The sequence below is a fragment of the Stappia sp. ICDLI1TA098 genome, from assembly GCF_054880955.1.
This window is the reverse complement of the sequence record NZ_JBTZBT010000001.1, coordinates 344,510-361,971: the sequence shown is the minus strand read 5'-3', so window position 1 is coordinate 361,971 and position 17,462 is coordinate 344,510. Positions and strand designations below refer to the sequence as shown.

Here is a 17,462-nt window from a genome sequence, read left to right as displayed (position 1 = left end):
TCGTCATCGACGCGGCGAACATGGCATCGCGCCGTCCGGCCCGTGCATATCCGCTTCTCAGGAAGATATAAAGATATCTTTATACCTGTATCCCGAGAAAATCAAGGCCTCCCCTTCGCCCCGACGGGGCGGCAGACGGGAAGCCAACGGGCCTGACCGCTCCGACACACAAGCCAGGCACCGGCGGGCGCACCCGCCGGCCTCCGCGCTCATCGCTTCTCCCTGCCCATCGTCAACGCCCTCATCGCCGCCCCTCGCACCGCCGTCACCCCGGGCTTGACCCGGGGCCCAATCGAGCCCGGAGCGCCGCCGACGTCGGCTTCGGGCCTGCGGATGGCTCCGGACGAACCAGCTGCCGTCGCGCCCGCGGCAAGGCGGCTTGACCCGGGACCGCCTCGCCTGCTGCTTGCGCCGGGGACGGAAAAAGGGCGCGGCGAAGGTCGCCGCGCCCTTGGGGCATTTCAGCCTCGAGGCAGCCGGGAGATCCCGGCTCCGAGAGCCCTTGTCACTCCGCCGCGTCGCGGGCCGAGGCGCGCTCGGCGAGGGCGGCGCGCACGCCCTTGCCATAGTCCGGGTGGACCTGGTCGAAGAGCGCCGTCTGACGGTCGACGATCGCCTGCGGCACGCCCTGCATGGCGGTGGCGATGTTCGAGAAGAGCCGTGCCTTCTGATCATCGTCGAACAGGTTGAACAGCGCGCGCGGCTGCGAGAAGTCGTCGTTGCCCTCGCGGTGGTTGAAGCGGTCGGCGTCGCCCGAGATCTTCAGCGGCGGCTCCCGGTACTCCGGCGCCTCGACGGCGCCGTTCATGCTGTTGGGCTCGTAGAAGGCATCGGTGCTGCCGGTCATCTGGCCGAAGAAATTCATGCTGCCGTCCTTGTGGTAGTGATGGACGGGGCAGCGCGGCTGGTTGACCGGAAGCGCCTCATAGTGCGTGCCGAGCCGGTAGCGGTGCGCATCCGCGTAGGAGAAGACACGCGCCTGCAGCATCTTGTCCGGCGAATAGCCGATGCCGGGAACCTTGTTCGACGGCGAGAAGGCGGCCTGCTCGATCTCCGCGAAATAATTCTCCGCGTTGCGGTTGAGCTCCATGATGCCGACCTCGATCAGCGGATAGTCGCCATGCGGCCAGACCTTGGTGAGATCGAACGGATTGTAGGCCGTCTTGTCGGCATCCGCCTCCGGCATCACCTGAATGCACATGCGCCACTTCGGGAAATCGCCCTTCTCGATCGAACCGAAGAGATCCTCCTGGTAGCTTTCGCGGGTCTGGCCGACCACATCGGAGGCCTCGCCGTTGGTCAGGAACTTGTGGCCCTGCATGGTCTTGAAGTGGAACTTCACCCAGAAGCGCTCGCCCTCGGCGTTGATCAGGCTGTAGGTGTGCGAACCATAGCCGTTCATGAAGCGCGGGCTCGGCGGCAGGCCGCGGTCCGACATCAGGATCGTCACCTGGTGCAGGCTTTCCGGCGACAGCGACCAGAAATCCCACATGGCTGTCGCCGAGCGCAGGTTGGTCTTGGGATGGCGCTTCTGCGTGTGGATGAAGTCGGGGAACTTGTAGGCATCGCGCACAAAGAACACCGGCGTGTTGTTGCCGACGAGATCCCAGTTGCCTTCCTCGGTGTAGAACTTCAACGCGAAGCCGCGCACGTCACGCTCGGCATCGGCGGCCCCCTGCTCACCGGCAACGGTGGAGAAACGCGCCAGCATGTCGGTCTTCATGCCGACCTTCGAGAAGATGCTCGCACGGGTGTAGCGGGTGATGTCGTTGGTGATGGTCAGCGTGCCGAACGCGCCCCAGCCCTTGGCATGGACGACGCGCTCGGGAATGCGCTCGCGGTTCTGATGCGCGAGCTTCTCAAGCAGCTGGTAGTCTTCCATCAGCACCGGACCGCGGGCGCCCGCCGTCAGCGTGTTCTGGTTGTCGGACACCGGCGCACCGGCCGTCGTCGTCAGAATGGGCCTGTCACTCATCGCGTATCTCCCTCTCGATTTCGCGCGGGCAACCTGTGCCGGCGACCCGCGTCTCATAATCCAGCCCGTGAAGCGTGCCACAGGCAGGCTATCAGAACCAATCGCATTGCAGGCAAATGGTAATAAGATTTTCTGATAATACGAGAGCGCCACCCGAAAGCCCCCTTTCGGATGCACCGGCGCGGCCGCCCATCAGAATCCGACACATTGCCAAGCCTGCGCGATAAGACTATCCAATCGACATGATCACACTGAGACAGATGCGCTATTTCGATGCGCTCGCCCGGCACCTGCATTTCGGCCGCGCCGCCGAGGATGTGTCCGTGTCGCAGCCAGCTCTTTCCATGCAGATCCGCGAGATGGAGGCGATCCTCGGCATCGCGCTGGTGGAGCGCCGGCCGAACGCGGTGCGGCTGACGGCGGAGGGCGAGGAAATCGCCCGCCGTGCCGCCAGCATCCTGGCGGAAACCCGCGACCTGATCGACTACGGCCGCCACGCCGGCGAGGTGCTGACGCGCGAGCTCCGGCTTGGCATCATTCCCTCCATCGCCCCCTACCTGCTGCCGCGCATCCTGCCGGCACTGACCAGCGCCTATCCGAATGTCGATCTGCAGGTGCGTGAGACGCTGACCCAGTCGCTCGTCGGCGAACTGGCCCAGGGGCGGCTCGACGTGATCCTCGCCGCGCTGCCCATCGCCGGTCCCGAACTCGCGACGCTGCCGCTGTTCCAGGACCGTTTCCTGCTGGCCGTGCAGAACCGCCCGGATCTCGACGAACGCGCCCGCGTCGACCCTTCCAGCATCGACGGCGCCAGCCTGCTCCTGCTCGAGGAAGGCCATTGCCTGCGCGACCAGGCGCTGAACTATTGCGAGGGGCTGCGTCCGCAGGGGCGCTCCGCCTTCGGCGCGACCAGCCTTTCGACGGTCATGCAGATGGTCGCCGCCGGCTATGGCGTGACGCTGCTGCCGGAACTTTGCGCCGCCGTGGAAGTGCGCGACGAGCGCGTGGCGCTGCTGCGCTTCTCAGAGCCGCAGCCGCAACGCTCGGTCGGCCTGGCATGGCGCAAGTCCTCGCCGCGCGAGCGCGACTTCCTGGCGCTCGGCGACTGCATTACCCAGGCGATGGCCGACAGCGTCCAGCCGCTCGCGACAAGCGCGGCGTGACAGAGCAGCGGGCGACAGGGCGGCGGGCAACAGGGAGCGGGCGATGATGACGGACGCACCGCGCAGCCGCGGCACGCGCCGGCAGAAGGAGATGCGCCGGCAGCTGCGCGTGACCATTCCGCTCGCCCCGCACGCCGACGCGGTCCCGATCCTCGAGGCAGCCCTTGCCCCGCACCTGCGCCGCCTGCCGCCTTCGATCGCCCTGTGGCAGGCGGTCACCGCCCATGTGCGTCACCGTCACACGGACTATGAGGCGATGCTCGACGACGGCTATGACCGCGACGCGGCGCGCTTCTTCTGTCTCAACGAAATGAACGAGGTGCTGACCGGCTGGGGCTGTCCGCGCCAGGTCACCGCCGATGAGCCGGAGATCGCCGGGGACGGCAGCGTCTAGCGGTAAAGCCAGTGCTCCGGCACATGGGCGACCACCTCCTCGCCCGGGCGGATGACGCCCGGCCGCTCGACGAAGCCGACCAGCCCACGCCGCCGGCGGCCATGCCTGGGGAAGGCGAGCTCGAGCCCCTCGTGTTCGGGGAGATGGCCGGCAATCGCCTTTCCCGCGGCCCGGCAAGGGGCATTGTCGCCATCGACGCGCACCACGGCGCCACCTGCGAAAACGAGCCGGGTGCGCGGCGGCAGAAGAGTGAAGCGCGCGATGCCCTCGATCAGCACGTTGGCGCCGATCCAGCCCGCCTCGATCCGCTCGATGCCCATGCGCGCGGCGATGAGGGCGAGTTCCTCGACCGAGACCAGCGACAGCTGCCGCTCGTTGCACATCTCCGAGCCGCGCGGATACCAGGGCTCTCGCGAACCCGAGCGCCGGGTGTGGCCGGCGTGCAGGTCGCCTGCAGCGCCGGTGAATCCGAGCTTCAGCGCCGCCTGCCAAACGGTCTGGAAATCGTCGGGCCCGCGTGTCGTCAGAACCTCGCGCACGGTGCCGGGCACCTTGCGTCCTGGCACCCGCTCCAGGTCCTCCAGGCTCTCCTCGCCAAAGAGATCCGTTGCCATGTCCGCCCCCTGCCTGATCCGTCGCGCGCCGCTTCGCCGAACCTTAGCGCGCCGTCGCCGCAGCGCCTAGGCCCGCCGCGCGGAGCACGCGCCAAAACGAAAAAGGGCGGCGGCTCTTGCGAACCCCCGCCCCTCTTTCGTACCGCTCTCCCGCCGTCGCTGCGGCGGGCGCGCCGGTCAGCGCGTCAGCGGCTTGTACTTGATGCGGCTCGGATCGGCCGCATGGGCGCCGAGACGACGCACCTTGTCCTTCTCGTAGTCCTCGAAGTTGCCCTCGAACCACTCGACGTGGCTGTCGCCCTCGAAGGCGAGCATGTGGGTCGCGAGGCGGTCGAGGAACATGCGATCATGGCTGATCACGACGGCGCAGCCGGCGTAGTTCTCGAGCGCATCCTCGAGGGCGGCCAGCGTCTCGGTGTCGAGATCGTTGGTCGGCTCGTCAAGCAGCAGCACGTTGGCGCCCTGCTTCAGCACCTTGGCGAGATGCACGCGGTTGCGCTGGCCGCCGGAAAGATCACCGACCTTGGCCTGCTGAGCCGGGCCCTTGAAGTTGAAGGACGAGCAATAGGCGCGGCTGTTGATCTCCTTGCCGTCGAGATAGATGATCTCCTGGCCCCCGGAAATCTCCTCCCACACGGTCTTGCTTCCGTCGAGCTTGTCGCGCGACTGGTCGACATAGCCGAGATGCACGCTCTCGCCGACGGTGATCACGCCGGAATCGGGCGTCTCCTGGCCGGTCAGCAGCTTGAACAGCGTCGACTTGCCGGCGCCGTTGGGCCCGATCACGCCGACGATGCCGCCGCGCGGCAGCTTGAAGGAGAGGTCCTCAATCAGCAGGCGGTCGCCAAAGCCCTTGGACACGCCCTCAAGGTCGATGACGTTGTTGCCAAGCCGCTCGCCCACCGGAATGAGGATCTGCTCGATCGAGGGCATGCGCTCTTCCTGCTTGGACAGCAGATCGTCATAGGCGCGGATACGCGCCTTGGACTTGGTCTGCCGCCCCTTCGGCGACATGCCCATCCACTCGCGCTCGCGGGCGATGGCGCGCGAACGGGCCATGTCCTCGCGGCCCTCCTGCTCCATGCGCTTGGTCTTCTTTTCCAGATAGACCGAATAGTTGCCCTCGTAGGGAATGCCGCGACCGCGGTCGAGCTCGAGGATCCAGCCCGTGACGTTGTCGAGGAAGTAGCGATCGTGGGTGATGATCAGCACGGAGCCCTTGAACTCGCGCAGATGGCGCTCCAGCCAGTGCACCGTCTCGGCGTCAAGATGGTTGGTCGGCTCATCGAGGAGCAGCAGGTCCGGCTCCGACAGCAGCAGCTGGCAAAGCGCCACGCGGCGGCGCTCACCGCCCGAGAGATTGTCGACGGGGCTGTCCGACGGCGGGCAGCGCAGGGCTTCCATCGCCATCTCGACCTTGCTGTCGAGGTTCCACAGATCCTCGGCGTCAATGACGTCCTGAAGCTTGGCGCCTTCCTCCGCGGTCTCGTCGGAGTAGTTCATCATCAGTTCGTTGTAGCGGTCGACGATCGCCTGCTTGTGGGCGACACCGTCCATGACGTTCTCGCGAACGGTCTTGGAGTTGTCGAGGTTCGGTTCCTGCGGCAGATAACCGATGCGCGCGCCGTCGGCGGCCCAGGCCTCGCCGGTGTACTCCTTGTCGAGACCGGCCATGATCTTGAGGAGCGTCGACTTGCCCGCGCCGTTCGGGCCCAGGATGCCGATCTTCGCATCCGGGTAGAACGAGAGGTGGATGTCGTCGAGGACCTTCTTGCCGTTATAGGCCTTCGACAAACCGTGCATGTGATAGATGAACTGGCGTGCCATGGATGCCTGCCGCTCCGCTTAATTCCGATGAGGGGAAATTTGACCCGTTACTTAGTCGAAGGAGGGTCGCGGAGCAAGGGCTGCATCGGAAGCGCGCCGGCGGGGCGAGACGCCTGGCGCGCCGGGTTCGCGTTTACCGACGATTCACGATGGTCGTCGCATGGTGCGGCAGCTGGAACATCGTTCGAAGGAAAAAAGTTCATGCGTATCCGGAGACCCCTCACCCTTGCCGGGCTTCTTGCGCTTTCGCTCGCCGTCGCCGCTTGCGGCTCGAACAGGTTTGAGCGCGGCGTGACCGGCGGCGCGATCGGCACCGCGGCCGGCGCCGGCGTCGTCGCCCTCGCGGGCGGCCCCGTGCTTGTCGGCGCGGCCGCGGGTGCGGTTGGCGGCGCGGCCATCGGCGCGCTCACCAACGAATGCCAGATCGACCTCGGCCCGCAGCGTCCGAACAACTGCTGAGGGCGTCCGGCGGGACATCCCGCCGGACCGCTTCCGCGGTCGATACGACAGAGATACCCGCCTCAGTCGCCTTTCGTTCTTGTCCCGGGATTCCCTTTACGTCAGTATCCCGCTCACGCGAGGGGAACTGGAGGGGAACATGACCTGGTCGCTGTCGTGGATGGACACTTGGTCCGCCTGTACGCAACCGCGCGCTCAAGCGGGCAAGGCGCTCTTGAACACACCTCAGGAGCCGGCGCGGGGCACGCCTGAGCAGACGGTCGACGAAAGCGCGCAACCCTGTCTCGAGGCAGCCCATGACGCGCTGCTGCGCATCGCCGGCGCCGAGTGGCCTGACGGCACGGCCGATATGACAGCCCTCCCCACGCCATCGGTGCTCGAACGGGTCTGACCGACCTCAGGCCTTCGCCGGCCTGCGGGCGCGCACGAAATATCCGTTGGTCAGCAACTCGGCGGACGCGGGCGCGCCCTCTGCACGCTCCGCTCGCGCGAGCGCGCGCAGCCGTGCCCGGGCAAGCCACAGCAACACCCGCGTGAACGGCCCGAGCCGACCTCCGCCATATTGCCTGTAGACCCGCTGAACGCGGCCAACCTCATGCGCGACCCAGTCGAAATAGCCGCCATTCGGCGTCATCTCGACGATCTCAAGCCCCTCGTCGCCCAGATGCTTGCGGTAGAAATGCACCGACAGGCCGGTGGCGTGAAAGTGCGGGGCGAAATGGGTAAGGCTGCAAAACGGCGCGGTGACGATGAGCTCGCCCCCCGGCGCCACGAGCCTTGCGATCTTGCGCAGCGAGGCGGCGGGATCCGGCACATGCTCCAGCACCTCGGTGCAAAGCACGGCATCGAACTTGCGGTCCTCGGGAATGTCGAGAATATCGCAGACGATATCGATGCGCGAGAAATCGAAGCTGCCCGTCTGCAGGCCGCTGCCGTCGCCCGAGCCGTCATATTCCGCCACATCCTGCGAGGTGTAGGCGAGATGCGCGGCCGACGGCTTGTAGCGGCATTCGCCCGCCCCAACGTCAAGGAGGGAACTTCCCTGCGGGCGCGCGGCAAGCGCGGCCTCGACCCAGCGATGACGCACATGCTCGAACTTTTCGCCGGCCACATCACCCGTCATGCCCGTCATCCTTGTTGTTGGCGTGGGATCAAACGCGCCCCATCATGCGATAGAACCAGCGCTTGATGGGGCCGCGCGTGCGCTTCTGGTCGACTTCCACCGGCTCCATGCCGGCGGGAACGCGCTCCTTGCGCAGGTACACGCCATCGCCCCAGTAGCGGCTGACCCAGTAGGTCTCCATTCGGCGAAAGCCGGCCGCATCGAGGAACGCGTCGACATCACCGACGCCGGCGGAGTCCTCATAGGTCTTCTCGCGGTTGAGCTCGCAGACGATGCAGTCCATGCGTCGCAGGGTTTCCGGCCCACCCTTGAGCACCTCGATCTCGAAGCCCTGGACATCGAGGACCATCACGTTGAATGCCTCGCCGGCAACCAGGAAGGAGTCGAGCGTGCGGACGGCCACGGTCTCGCGCCCGACGAACCTGATCTTGCGCCACACCTTGCGCCCCTGCATCGGCGCGAGCAGCGAGCTCGAGGCGGCCTGGTTGTCAGCGACGAACATCTCCGCCTCGCCATCGCTCGCACCCAGAGCCACATTGTGCGGAACCGCCGTCACGCCCTCGGGAAGCTTGGCAAGGCGGGCCTTCAGCCGGGCGAAAGGCTCCCGCAGCGGCTCGAACATCTTGAAGGAGGTAAAGCCCGCCTCGACATAGGCATCCAGTTCCTGCCCGTCGTTCGCGCCAATGTGGACAAGCCCTAGCGGCGTGATCCCGTAGCGGGACAGGACGGCGACGAGATCGGCATTCACGTGGGACGCTCCGTTACGGCAGGCTCGGTGGTTTGCGGTAGTGCGCGCATGACGCGATGTCAACCGCTCCGAACGCCCCCGGGGCACCGCGTTGCTGCGCATTGCAGCGCGCCGCCACGCTCAGGCGTGCGACTGGCGTCTCTCGCGCAGCAGATAGAGCCGCCGCCGAATGCCGTCACTGAACCGCAGGCGGCGGCCGTCGAGATGATCGACGGTACGCGCCAGCCCGTAGTCGCCATATAGATAGCCACCGCCGACATAGCGGCAAAGCCCGCCTTCCAGCCCGATCGCCTGCCCGCCCGGGCCGCGCAGGATCGGCAGCACCACCTTGCGATACCAGTCGACATCGATCACATGCGGATTGTTCGAGCGGCCGTTGATGCGGCACAGCGGAAAATCCGGATCACCGTTCGGCTCCACCGCCAGATCATAGGCAGCCGGGCGGTTGGTGCGCTTGTTGAAGCGCAGATAGTTGATCCGCGCCTGCCCCATCCGCGAGACGATCTCCCCGATCGAATGATCGATGCGCCGCGGCATGAAGACGAAATCATGCTCGAGCTGCATGGCGAAGGCGCCCTCGCTCACGTCGAGCGAGCGAGCGAACCCGTCGATCAGCCCCCGCGTCTCGACGAACTCGAAGGGAATGTCGGCAAGCGCGTCGCGGATGACCGACTTCCACGCCTCGTAGAGGTCGGGATTCGGGTTGGGATCAATGAAAATCCGCGTCACGAAGCGGAAGCATTCCGTCCCGCCAAATGTCTCGAAGAAGGAGCGAACGGCGTGTTGGGCCAGGCAATGGCCCGGATCGCGCGACGCGACATTGGTGAAGACATTGACGTTGAAAACGCCGGGATCGGCCGGACATTCCATGCTTGCTTTCCCCTTGCCCCGCTTCTAAGCGTGACGCGAACCGTTCATTTGCAACCTTATAGGGGTCTCTCCGTGCCGAAGCCAGCCTCGCATCCGTGGCGTCTGGGGCTCGACCAAAGCCTTGGAAGCGCCCGCTGGCGCGCACTGGCGAGCGCGGCCCTCGCCCCCTTCTGGCCGGTCCGTGACCTGCCGGCCGGGCGGCTGACGCAAGGCATCGACGAGACCGGCCCCTCGGCCACCGAGCTTGCCGCCGAGGCCCCCGAGGCGCTGCGTGCGCCGCTGCTGCGCGAGGGCGACACCCGCGACAGGCTCGCGCATCGGATCGCCGAAGGTCCCTTCGACATCGATCCGCTTTCCGGCGCGCTGTTCAGCGAGGGTCGGCTGACACGTCCCGACGTCCGTCCGCGCGAGCTGCTGGCCACCCCCGCCGCGCGTCCCGACCTGACGCGACGGCTGCGGTTGCGCCGCATCCCGCGCGAACCGTCGCTGCCGCTCTACACGGGCGCGGAGGTTTCGCTCGGCGCTTTTCTTATCGACGTGTTGCCGCGCTTCTTCGCGATCGAAGCGCTCGATCTTCCCCGCGACCTGCTGCTGCTGGTGTCCGTGCGCATGGGAATGCTGCCGCAGTTCCAGGATGCGCTGAACGACGGGCTGTTCCGTCCAAGGCCTGTCGAACTGATGCGACAGGGCCGCGTGGTTCAGGCGCAAACGGTCCATCTCGTCGACCGGCCGCTGTTGCGGGGCGATATTCACGCCCGCCTGCATGACCGTCTCGCCACGCTCTACGGCCTGCCGAAGCAGCCCGGAGGGAGCACAAGGACCGTCGTGCTCGCCACGGGAGGCCGGGCCGGCCTCGCGACGCTGATCGCCCGCAGCCCGGAGCTGCGCGCGCGTGTCGAGGAAGACGGAGCCCGGATCATCGACCCGCGTACCCTGCCCCTGCGGGACCTGGTCGCGTGCCTGTGGGGCGCCGACACGGTGATTGCCCCGGAATGCGGCGAGGCCGCCGCCTTCCTGCTCGCCGGCCCGACGCTGCGACAGCTGGTGCTGGTCGCGAGCGCCAACGGGACGGCACCCGATCCGCGCCCCTGGCTGATGGCCAGGGCCATGGGCCTCGAGTGCATCAGAACCGACTGACCGGCCGCGCACGGCCGGAAAGCCGGTTCTTTTTCTCCCTCAGGCCGCGATCAGCGGATGTAGGGAGAGATGCAGGCGCGACGCCGGCCGTTGTAGGGCTGGAAGGTGTTGTCGGCCGCACGATAGGACCTGTAGCGCGCGCTGCACCAGCGGTAGTGCGCCCGCGGCAGGCCCGCCCGGTGTCGCGGCGCCGGGCGATAGCGTGGCGCCGGGCGATAGTAGCGCGGCACCGGCCGATAGCGCGGGCCATAGTAGTAGCGGTTGTTCCTGTGCCAGCGCCTGCGGTCCCCGTGACGGTACTGGGCCTTTTCGGCACGGACAGCGCCGTCCTGCGTACCGGTCGCCTGCGCGCCGGCATGAGCGGGGGCCGGCATGGCACCCGCTGGAACCGCGCCGAAACCGACGGCAGCCGCGGCGGCGAACAACGCGCCGGCGATAATCTGCTTCAGGGGTGTCATTTCCGGTCTCCTTCGGCCTTTGTCACAACGGGAACGGCAAGCCGAGCAACGTTCCTCGGGCTGACGGGGCGACTTGGCCGCGCCTTCCTGGGGACAAACGGCCCGGCCACCTGTCTGGTTCCCGTGACATGAAGGTTACGCGGCAAACCCGTCCCAAACTGTGACGCAGATCATGAAATGGCGCGCTGGCGAAAAACCGGCGAGCAGGCCCGTCTCACCCCAGATGCGGCGTGATGGAATTGGCCGTGTCGATGAGCATGGGAACGATCTCGCGTTCGACCCGCTCCTGCGTCCAGTCGTAGGAGGAAACCGCGCACTGGATCGCCGCCAGCGGCCGGCCGTCGGAGCCGATGATCGGCGCGGCCACCGCGATCTCGCGCAGGATCATCTGCCCCTCGGTGATGACATAGCCCTTTTCCACAGCATCCTCGACGCTGCGGCGGATGACGTCGCGGTCCACATCGGTGCGCGGGGTGAAGCCGCGCGCCGGCCAGTTCGCCAGGCAGGCCTCGCGCTCGTCATGCGGCAACCGGGCGATGATGGTCCGCCCCGACGAGGTGTTGAGCGCCGGCAGCCGGCGGCCCGGAACCGTGGCGGCGAAACTGGTGCGCTGGCACGGCAGGCGCACGACATAGACAATGTCGGTGCCGAACAGTTCCGCCATGTTGACCGTCTCGCCGATCCGCCGCGACAGGTCGATCAGCTTGGGCATGGCAAGCTGCACGACCGGGTCCGACCAGCTGTAGGCGTAGGCGCGCTCCAGGAACTTCAACGAAGGCCGATAGCGGCGCGTCGTCTCGTCCTTTGTCAGGAACCCGGTCTGGTGCAGCGTGTTGGCCAACCGCTGCGTCGCGCTCTTGTCGATGCCGGAAAGCGCCGCCAGTTCGCTCAGTCTCAGAGCCTGATGCTCCTCGTCGAAAACTTCCAGAATCCTCAAGCCTTTGGCCAGCGAATTCACGAATAAGGTGTCCTGCTTCCGCTCCGTCCCCAAAGCTGCTCCCTCGCCGACAATCTTAGACTTTTTTGCGGCGACCTCTTGACGGGACCGCCTCTGCACGTCTGAAATACCATAATCAGATACAACGTATCATAATACGATACAATAACAAGCTGACGCAACGGCATCACATAGATGCCGCAGAGACCGACCGGAGGGCATATGAACTCTTTTCTCCTGAAATGCAGTGTAGCCGCGCTTGCGCTCGGCATTGCCACCGCCGCACAGGCGGGCAAGTCCGATGACACGCTGAACGTCGCCTTCACCAAGGAGCTGGAGAACGTCGACAGCTACTTCAACTCGTCCCGTGAGGGCGTCGTCATGCAGCGCGCCGTTTGGGACGGGCTGATCTATTCCGATCCGGCGACGGGCGAGTACAAGGGCAACCTTGCCACCTCCTGGAAGTGGATCGACGACGTCACCCTCGAGCTGAAGCTGCGCGAGGGCGTCAAGTTCCACAACGGCGAGGAATTCGACGCCGACGACGTCGTCTACACGGTCGACTACGTCGCCGACGAAAAGAACGGCGTGAAGACCCAGCGCAACGTCAACTGGATGAAGTCGGCGGAAAAGGTCGACAAATACACCGTTCGCATCATCCTCAAGGCGCCCTTCCCGGCCGCCATCGAGTATCTGGCCGGCCCGGTCTCGATCTATCCGAACGAATATTACGCCAAGGCCGGCCCGAGCGGCATGGGCCTGAAGCCCGTCGGCACCGGCCCCTACAAGGTCGTCTCCGTCGAGCCGGGCAAGCACTTCGTGCTGGAGAAGTACGAGGGCTATCACGACAGCCCGAAGGGCAAGGCCGAGATCGGCCATGTCGACATCCGTACGATTCCCGACGTCAACACCCAGATGGCCGAACTCTTCGGCGGGTCGCTCGACCTCATCTGGCAGGTGCCGGCCGACCAGGCCGAGAAGCTTGCGGCGATGAACCGCTTCACGGTCGCCAACGAAAGCACCATGCGCATCGGCTATCTGACGCTCGATGCCGCCGGCCGCACCGGCGCCGACAATCCCTTCACCGATGTCCGCGTCCGCCGCGCCGTCGCCCACGCCATCAACAGGAAGGCGCTGGTCGAGGCTCTGCTGAAGGGCAAGTCCAAGGTCATCGACACGGCCTGCTTCCCGACCCAGTTCGGCTGCAGCCAGGACGTTCCGACCTATGACTACAATCCGGAGAAGGCCAAGGCACTGCTCGCCGAGGCCGGCTATCCGGACGGCTTCGAGACGGACTACTACGCCTATCGCGACCGCGAGTACGCCGAGGCCATCGCCAACTACCTGAACGCGGTCGGCATCCGCGTGAACTTCAACATGCTGCAGTATTCCGCGCTTCGCGAGCTGCGCATGAAGGGCGGCACGCCGATCTCGTTCCAGACCTGGGGTTCCTACTCGATCAACGACGCCTCGGCGATCACCAGCCAGTTCTTCAAGTTCGGCTCGCTCGACGACAGCCGTGACGAGGAAATCCGTGACTGGCTGAACATCGCCGACAGCTCCACCGAGCCGGAGGTGCGCAAGGAGAACTACGCCAAGGCGCTGACCAAGATCGCCGACCAGGCGTATTGGGTGCCGATGTTCTCCTACAACACCAACTACGTCTTCTCCGAGGACGTGGCCTACACCCCGACCCCGGACGAGGTGCTGCGCTTCGTCGAGATGAGCTGGAAATAGCAAGCTCGAAGCCACCGAACCTCGACACAACCACCGGCCGGACGCCACTGGCGTCCGGCCGGCCCTTCGGCGATCTCGGAAGAGCGGCCTGACCGCCTCCGCGCCGTCGCGTCCGAAGCCTGCGGGAGCCGATCGTGCTGACCTTCATCCTCAAACGGCTGGGCCTTGCCCTGCTCGTCGCGCTGACCGTTTCGGCGATCAGTTTCAGCCTTCTCTTCATGGCCGGCGATCCGGCGGCCGCACTTGCCGGCGAGCACGCCAACGACGCCGACATCGAGGCGATCCGCACCCTCTACGGGTTCGACCGGCCGATGATCGTCCAGTACTGGGAATGGCTGCGCCACGCGCTCACCGGCGACTTCGGCGAAAGCTACTATTTCCGGCTTCCCGTCGCCGATCTCATCATGGACCGCCTGTCGGTGACCATGACGCTCGGCGTCTGCGGCATCAGCTTCGCGCTCCTGACCGCGGTTCCCCTCGGCGTGCTCGCCGCGATCCGCCCCAACTCGATGATCGACCGCTTCGCCCTGTTTCTCTCGGTGATGGGTCAGGCGATGCCGAGCTTCTGGTTCGGCCTGATGCTGATCGTCGTCTTCTCGATCCAGCTCAACCTGCTGCCGCCCTCGGGCACCAAGACCTGGCTCAACTTCGTGATGCCGACCATCGTGCTCGGCTACTACGCGATGCCGGCGATCATGCGCCTGACCCGCGCCGGCATGCTCGACGTGCTCGGATCCGACTACATCCGCACGGCGCGCGCCAAGGGTGCCGGCGAGACCCGCGTCCTCTTCAAGCACGCCTTGCGCAACGCCATCATCCCGGTCGTCTCTCTCGCGGCGGTGCAGATGGGGTTCATGCTCGGCGGCTCCATCGTCGTGGAATCGATCTTCGCCCTGCATGGCGCCGGCTACCTGGCGTGGGAGTCGATCGGCCGCAACGACCTGCCCACCGTGCAGGCGCTGATCCTTATCTTCTCGATGTTCTATATCGTCTTCACCTTCCTGTCGGACGTGCTCAACGCCTGGCTTGATCCGCGCATGAGGGTTGCCTGACATGTCACGTTCGATGGACACCCTCCTGGAGGAGATCCAGGGTCCGACGCCGGGCCAGCAGCTTCGCCGCCGCGTCTTCGGGCACCTGGGCCTGCTGTTCGGCGTCACCGTGCTGCTGTTCCTGCTCGTCATCGCGCTCGCCGCGCCGCTGATCGTCCAGCACAGCCCCTACGCCCAGGACCTGATGGGGCGCATGCAGCCGCCGGTCTTCCTGGGCGGCACCTGGAACCACCCCCTCGGCACCGACCATCTCGGCCGCGACTATCTCGCCCGCCTCATCTACGGCGCGCAGATCTCGCTGCTGATCGGCGGTCTCGCCGCGCTTATTTCCGGCGTGATCGGCACCGCCATGGGCGTCGCCGCCGGCTACTTCGGCGGCAAGGTCGACATGGTCGTGACCTTCCTCATCAACGTCCGCCTGGCAATGCCAGTGGTGCTGGTGGCGCTGGCGATCGTCGCCGTCTTCGGCGGTTCGCTCGAGGTCGTCATCCTGGTGCTCGGGTTCCTGCTCTGGGACCGGTTCGCCGTCGTCATGCGCTCCTCCACCTTGCAGGTGCGCTCGCGCGAATACGTGATCGCGGCGAAGGCCATCGGCTGCTCCACCACCCGCGTGATCCTCAGCGAGATCATGCCGAACATCGTCAACAACCTGATCGTCGTGGTCACACTGGAAATGGCGCATGCGATCCTGCTGGAGGCGGCGCTCTCCTTCCTCGGTCTCGGCGTGCAGCCGCCGACGCCGTCCTGGGGGCTGATGATCTCGGAAGGCAAGCAGATGATGCTGTTCGAACCCTGGCTCGTGGCCATCCCCGGCATCGCGCTGTTCGTGCTGGTGCTTGCCATCAACCTGATGGGTGACGGTCTTCGCGACGTCACCGCTCCCGAAAACCGCAACTGAGGAGGAGGCCCATGTCTGACCCCGTCCTCACGGTCGCCAACCTGCGGCTGGACATCCCCACCGCCTCCGGCACGCTCCACGCCGTGCGCGGCATCGACTTCGAGCTCAATCGCGGCGAGACGCTCTGCATCGTCGGCGAGAGCGGCTCGGGCAAGTCGCTCACCTCCCTCGCGATCATGGACCTGCTCGGCAAGAGCATCCAGCGCAAGGCGGACAAGCTGGAATTCGACGGCACCGACCTTCTCACGGCCGGACCGCGCAAGATGCGGTCGCTGCGCGGCGACCGCATGGCGATGATCTTCCAGGAGCCGATGACCTCGCTCAACCCGGCCTATACGATCGGCGACCAGCTGTGCGAGGCGCTGCTCCTGCACCGCAGCGTCGGCCGCGCCGCCGCCAGGGCACGCGCCATCGAGCTTCTGGAAAAGGTCGGCATCACCGGCGCCGAGCGGCGCATGACGCAATACCCGCACCAGCTTTCCGGCGGCCTGCGCCAGCGTGTCATGATCGCCATGGCGCTGATGTGCGAACCGGAGCTGATCATCGCCGACGAGCCGACCACCGCGCTCGACGTGACCATCCAGGCCCAGATCCTGCGCCTGCTGGTCGACCTCACCCGCGAAATGAACGTGGCGATGATCCTCATCACCCACGATCTCGGTGTCGTCGCCCGCATCGCCGACAAGGTCGCCGTCATGTACGCTGGCGAACTGGTCGAGACCGGGTCGGCGAAAAAGGTCTTCAAGGCGCCGATGCACCCCTACACGCGCGGCCTGCTGCGCTGCATCCCGGTGCCTGGCAAGACCGCGCGCGGCTCCGAACTGGGGTCGATCCCCGGCATCGTACCCTCGCTGATCGGCGACATTGCCGGCTGCGTCTTCCGCACCCGTTGCGAGGAGGCGGTGGAAGCCTGCAAGCAGGACATCCCGCTGCGCGACAGCGACGCAGGCCACTGCTTCCGCTGTGTCCATGAGACCGGCCACAGACAGCGCCAGGAGGAGCCGGCATGAGCGACACGACCACGACAGCCGATGCCGCGACGGGCCGCCCCGTCCTTGAGCTTCGCGGCGTTTCCAAGACCTATTCGATCAAGCAGGGCATGTTCGGCGAGCGCAAGCCGCTCAGGGCCGTGAACGATGTCTCGCTGTCGATCAACAAGGGCGACGTGCTCGGCCTCGTCGGCGAAAGCGGCTGCGGCAAGTCCACGCTCGCCAAGATCCTGCTCGGCCTCGATGCGCCCACCAGCGGCGAGGTCCTTGTCGACGGCGAGCCGATCGGCGACCAGAACCGGCGCATCCTGGCCCGGCGCATCCAGCCGATCTTCCAGGATCCCTATTCCTCGCTGAACCCGCGCAAGTCGATCCGCGACATCATCTCGCTGCCGCTGCGCGTTCACAAGATCGGCGACGCCGCATCGCAGGACAAGGCGGTGCGCGAGATCCTCGACATCGTCGGCCTGCCCGCGCGCGTCATGAACTCCTATCCGAACCAGATGTCGGGCGGCCAGCGCCAGCGCGTCGCCATCGCCCGCGCGCTGATCATGAAGCCGGAGATCGTCATCTGCGACGAACCCACCTCCGCGCTCGACGTGTCGGTGCAGTCGCAGATCCTCAACCTTCTCGTGGACCTGCGCCGTGAACTGGGGCTGACCTATCTCTTCATCAGCCACAATCTCGCGGTGGTCGAGCATCTCGCGACCCGCGTCGCGGTGATGTATCTCGGCCGCATCGTCGAGGAAGCTCCGGTCGACGCGCTGTTCGACGCCCCGCGCCACCCCTACACCGAGGCGCTGCTCGCCTCGGTCCTGACGCCGGATCCCGACCTCGACGTGCCCGACACCCAACTGGGCGCGGCCTACCCCAACCCCATCGACCCGCCGTCGGGTTGCCACTTCCACCCGCGCTGCGCCAAGGTGATGGACATGTGCCGGACCACCGCGCCGCATCTCCTGGACGAAGGCGCGCGCAAGGTCGAGTGCCATCTCTACACGCAAAGCCGGGAGGCCGCGTCCGCCTGACCCGTCCCGCCTGACCGATCACGGCACCGGCGGCCACCGCCGGTGCCGCTCCT

At 66.3% G+C, this 17,462-nt stretch carries 18 protein-coding genes; 10 read left to right on the top strand and 8 right to left on the bottom strand.

What is annotated here, in order from left to right; genetic code table 11:
* Window positions 1-505: 505 nt before the first annotated feature.
* Window positions 506-1,975: a catalase gene (locus ACSLUQ_RS01630; protein WP_417771074.1), complete on the bottom strand. Its 1,470-nt coding sequence runs from the start codon at window positions 1,973-1,975 to the stop codon at window positions 506-508.
* Window positions 1,976-2,217: 242 nt separating this feature from the next.
* Here ACSLUQ_RS01630 and ACSLUQ_RS01625 point away from each other — a divergent pair, with 242 nt between their 5' ends.
* Both ACSLUQ_RS01625 and ACSLUQ_RS01620 read left to right on the top strand, forming a co-directional pair.
* Complete coding sequence (locus ACSLUQ_RS01625; RefSeq protein WP_417771075.1) at window positions 2,218-3,138, top strand: hydrogen peroxide-inducible genes activator; 921 nt, start codon at window positions 2,218-2,220, stop codon at window positions 3,136-3,138.
* A gap of 43 nt (window positions 3,139-3,181) precedes the next feature.
* Window positions 3,182-3,532, top strand: a complete 351-nt coding sequence (locus ACSLUQ_RS01620) for a DUF2293 domain-containing protein (RefSeq protein WP_461807522.1) — start codon at window positions 3,182-3,184, stop codon at window positions 3,530-3,532.
* Here ACSLUQ_RS01620 and ACSLUQ_RS01615 read toward each other — a convergent pair.
* Window positions 3,529-4,146, bottom strand: coding sequence for an MOSC domain-containing protein (locus tag ACSLUQ_RS01615; RefSeq protein WP_417771077.1), 618 nt, complete (start codon window positions 4,144-4,146; stop codon window positions 3,529-3,531). The genes ACSLUQ_RS01620 and ACSLUQ_RS01615 overlap by 4 nt on opposite strands.
* Window positions 4,147-4,323: 177 nt before the next feature.
* Window positions 4,324-5,973: an energy-dependent translational throttle protein EttA gene (gene ettA / locus ACSLUQ_RS01610; RefSeq protein WP_461807521.1), complete on the bottom strand. Its 1,650-nt coding sequence runs from the start codon at window positions 5,971-5,973 to the stop codon at window positions 4,324-4,326.
* A 201-nt stretch (window positions 5,974-6,174) separates the two neighbouring features.
* Here ettA and ACSLUQ_RS01605 point away from each other — a divergent pair, with 201 nt between their 5' ends.
* On the top strand, window positions 6,175-6,432 hold the full coding sequence (locus ACSLUQ_RS01605) for a hypothetical protein (RefSeq protein ID WP_417771079.1): 258 nt from the start codon (window positions 6,175-6,177) through the stop codon (window positions 6,430-6,432).
* Between the two features lie 139 nt (window positions 6,433-6,571).
* Window positions 6,572-6,823, top strand: coding sequence for a hypothetical protein (locus tag ACSLUQ_RS01600; protein WP_417771080.1), 252 nt, complete (start codon window positions 6,572-6,574; stop codon window positions 6,821-6,823).
* Window positions 6,824-6,829: 6 nt separating this feature from the next.
* Here ACSLUQ_RS01600 and ACSLUQ_RS01595 read toward each other — a convergent pair whose 3' ends face one another.
* From ACSLUQ_RS01595 to ACSLUQ_RS01585, 3 genes are all read right to left on the bottom strand, one after another.
* The gene (locus tag ACSLUQ_RS01595; RefSeq protein ID WP_461807520.1) at window positions 6,830-7,555 is read right to left on the bottom strand and encodes a class I SAM-dependent methyltransferase; all 726 of its coding nucleotides are present in this window, start codon (window positions 7,553-7,555) and stop codon (window positions 6,830-6,832) included.
* Window positions 7,556-7,583: 28 nt separating this feature from the next.
* The gene (locus tag ACSLUQ_RS01590) at window positions 7,584-8,303 is read right to left on the bottom strand and encodes an FkbM family methyltransferase (RefSeq protein WP_461807519.1); all 720 of its coding nucleotides are present in this window, start codon (window positions 8,301-8,303) and stop codon (window positions 7,584-7,586) included.
* Between the two features lie 120 nt (window positions 8,304-8,423).
* Entirely contained in the window at window positions 8,424-9,173 is a 750-nt protein-coding gene (locus tag ACSLUQ_RS01585; RefSeq protein WP_461807518.1) for a hypothetical protein, read from the bottom strand.
* A gap of 72 nt (window positions 9,174-9,245) precedes the next feature.
* On the opposite strand from ACSLUQ_RS01585, the gene ACSLUQ_RS01580 reads away from it, so the two are divergent.
* Window positions 9,246-10,310 (top strand): glycosyltransferase family 61 protein, encoded by a 1,065-nt coding sequence (locus ACSLUQ_RS01580; RefSeq protein ID WP_461807517.1) that lies wholly within the window; start codon window positions 9,246-9,248, stop codon window positions 10,308-10,310.
* Window positions 10,311-10,360: 50 nt separating this feature from the next.
* On the opposite strand, the gene ACSLUQ_RS01575 is transcribed toward ACSLUQ_RS01580, so the two are convergent.
* Complete coding sequence (locus ACSLUQ_RS01575) at window positions 10,361-10,768, bottom strand: BA14K family protein (RefSeq protein WP_417771085.1); 408 nt, start codon at window positions 10,766-10,768, stop codon at window positions 10,361-10,363.
* Window positions 10,769-10,982: 214 nt separating this feature from the next.
* Complete coding sequence (locus ACSLUQ_RS01570; protein ID WP_461807516.1) at window positions 10,983-11,726, bottom strand: IclR family transcriptional regulator; 744 nt, start codon at window positions 11,724-11,726, stop codon at window positions 10,983-10,985.
* 201 nt (window positions 11,727-11,927) lie between these two features.
* Between ACSLUQ_RS01570 and ACSLUQ_RS01565 the strand changes: the two genes are divergently transcribed.
* From ACSLUQ_RS01565 to ACSLUQ_RS01545, 5 genes are all read left to right on the top strand, one after another.
* On the top strand, window positions 11,928-13,442 hold the full coding sequence (locus tag ACSLUQ_RS01565) for an ABC transporter substrate-binding protein (protein WP_417771087.1): 1,515 nt from the start codon (window positions 11,928-11,930) through the stop codon (window positions 13,440-13,442).
* 134 nt (window positions 13,443-13,576) lie between these two features.
* Window positions 13,577-14,494: an ABC transporter permease gene (locus ACSLUQ_RS01560; protein ID WP_417771088.1), complete on the top strand. Its 918-nt coding sequence runs from the start codon at window positions 13,577-13,579 to the stop codon at window positions 14,492-14,494.
* Window position 14,495: 1 nt separating this feature from the next.
* A complete protein-coding gene (locus tag ACSLUQ_RS01555; RefSeq protein WP_417771089.1) occupies window positions 14,496-15,392 on the top strand; it encodes an ABC transporter permease in 897 nt (298 codons plus the stop codon).
* Window positions 15,393-15,403: 11 nt separating this feature from the next.
* Complete coding sequence (locus ACSLUQ_RS01550) at window positions 15,404-16,402, top strand: ABC transporter ATP-binding protein (protein ID WP_461807515.1); 999 nt, start codon at window positions 15,404-15,406, stop codon at window positions 16,400-16,402.
* Window positions 16,399-17,409, top strand: coding sequence for an ABC transporter ATP-binding protein (locus ACSLUQ_RS01545; RefSeq protein WP_461807514.1), 1,011 nt, complete (start codon window positions 16,399-16,401; stop codon window positions 17,407-17,409). Before ACSLUQ_RS01550 ends, ACSLUQ_RS01545 begins: the two co-directional genes overlap by 4 nt.
* Window positions 17,410-17,462: the final 53 nt, after the last annotated feature.

What these genes read in the sequence shown, in the direction of transcription:
- ACSLUQ_RS01605 (WP_417771079.1), top strand. Translation starts at nt 6,175, where the DNA reads ATGCGTATCCGGAGACCCCTCACCCTTGCCGGGCTTCTTGCGCTTTCG.
- ACSLUQ_RS01565 (WP_417771087.1), top strand. Translation starts at nt 11,928, where the DNA reads ATGAACTCTTTTCTCCTGAAATGCAGTGTAGCCGCGCTTGCGCTCGGC.
- ACSLUQ_RS01585 (WP_461807518.1), bottom strand. Translation starts at nt 9,173, where the DNA reads ATGGAATGTCCGGCCGATCCCGGCGTTTTCAACGTCAATGTCTTCACC.
- ACSLUQ_RS01615 (WP_417771077.1), bottom strand. Translation starts at nt 4,146, where the DNA reads ATGGCAACGGATCTCTTTGGCGAGGAGAGCCTGGAGGACCTGGAGCGG.
- ACSLUQ_RS01555 (WP_417771089.1), top strand. Translation starts at nt 14,496, where the DNA reads ATGTCACGTTCGATGGACACCCTCCTGGAGGAGATCCAGGGTCCGACG.
- ACSLUQ_RS01575 (WP_417771085.1), bottom strand. Translation starts at nt 10,768, where the DNA reads ATGACACCCCTGAAGCAGATTATCGCCGGCGCGTTGTTCGCCGCCGCG.
- ACSLUQ_RS01550 (WP_461807515.1), top strand. Translation starts at nt 15,404, where the DNA reads ATGTCTGACCCCGTCCTCACGGTCGCCAACCTGCGGCTGGACATCCCC.
- ACSLUQ_RS01620 (WP_461807522.1), top strand. Translation starts at nt 3,182, where the DNA reads ATGATGACGGACGCACCGCGCAGCCGCGGCACGCGCCGGCAGAAGGAG.
- ACSLUQ_RS01630 (WP_417771074.1), bottom strand. Translation starts at nt 1,975, where the DNA reads ATGAGTGACAGGCCCATTCTGACGACGACGGCCGGTGCGCCGGTGTCC.
- ACSLUQ_RS01545 (WP_461807514.1), top strand. Translation starts at nt 16,399, where the DNA reads ATGAGCGACACGACCACGACAGCCGATGCCGCGACGGGCCGCCCCGTC.
- ACSLUQ_RS01595 (WP_461807520.1), bottom strand. Translation starts at nt 7,555, where the DNA reads ATGACGGGTGATGTGGCCGGCGAAAAGTTCGAGCATGTGCGTCATCGC.
- ettA (WP_461807521.1), bottom strand. Translation starts at nt 5,973, where the DNA reads ATGGCACGCCAGTTCATCTATCACATGCACGGTTTGTCGAAGGCCTAT.
- ACSLUQ_RS01600 (WP_417771080.1), top strand. Translation starts at nt 6,572, where the DNA reads ATGACCTGGTCGCTGTCGTGGATGGACACTTGGTCCGCCTGTACGCAA.
- ACSLUQ_RS01625 (WP_417771075.1), top strand. Translation starts at nt 2,218, where the DNA reads ATGATCACACTGAGACAGATGCGCTATTTCGATGCGCTCGCCCGGCAC.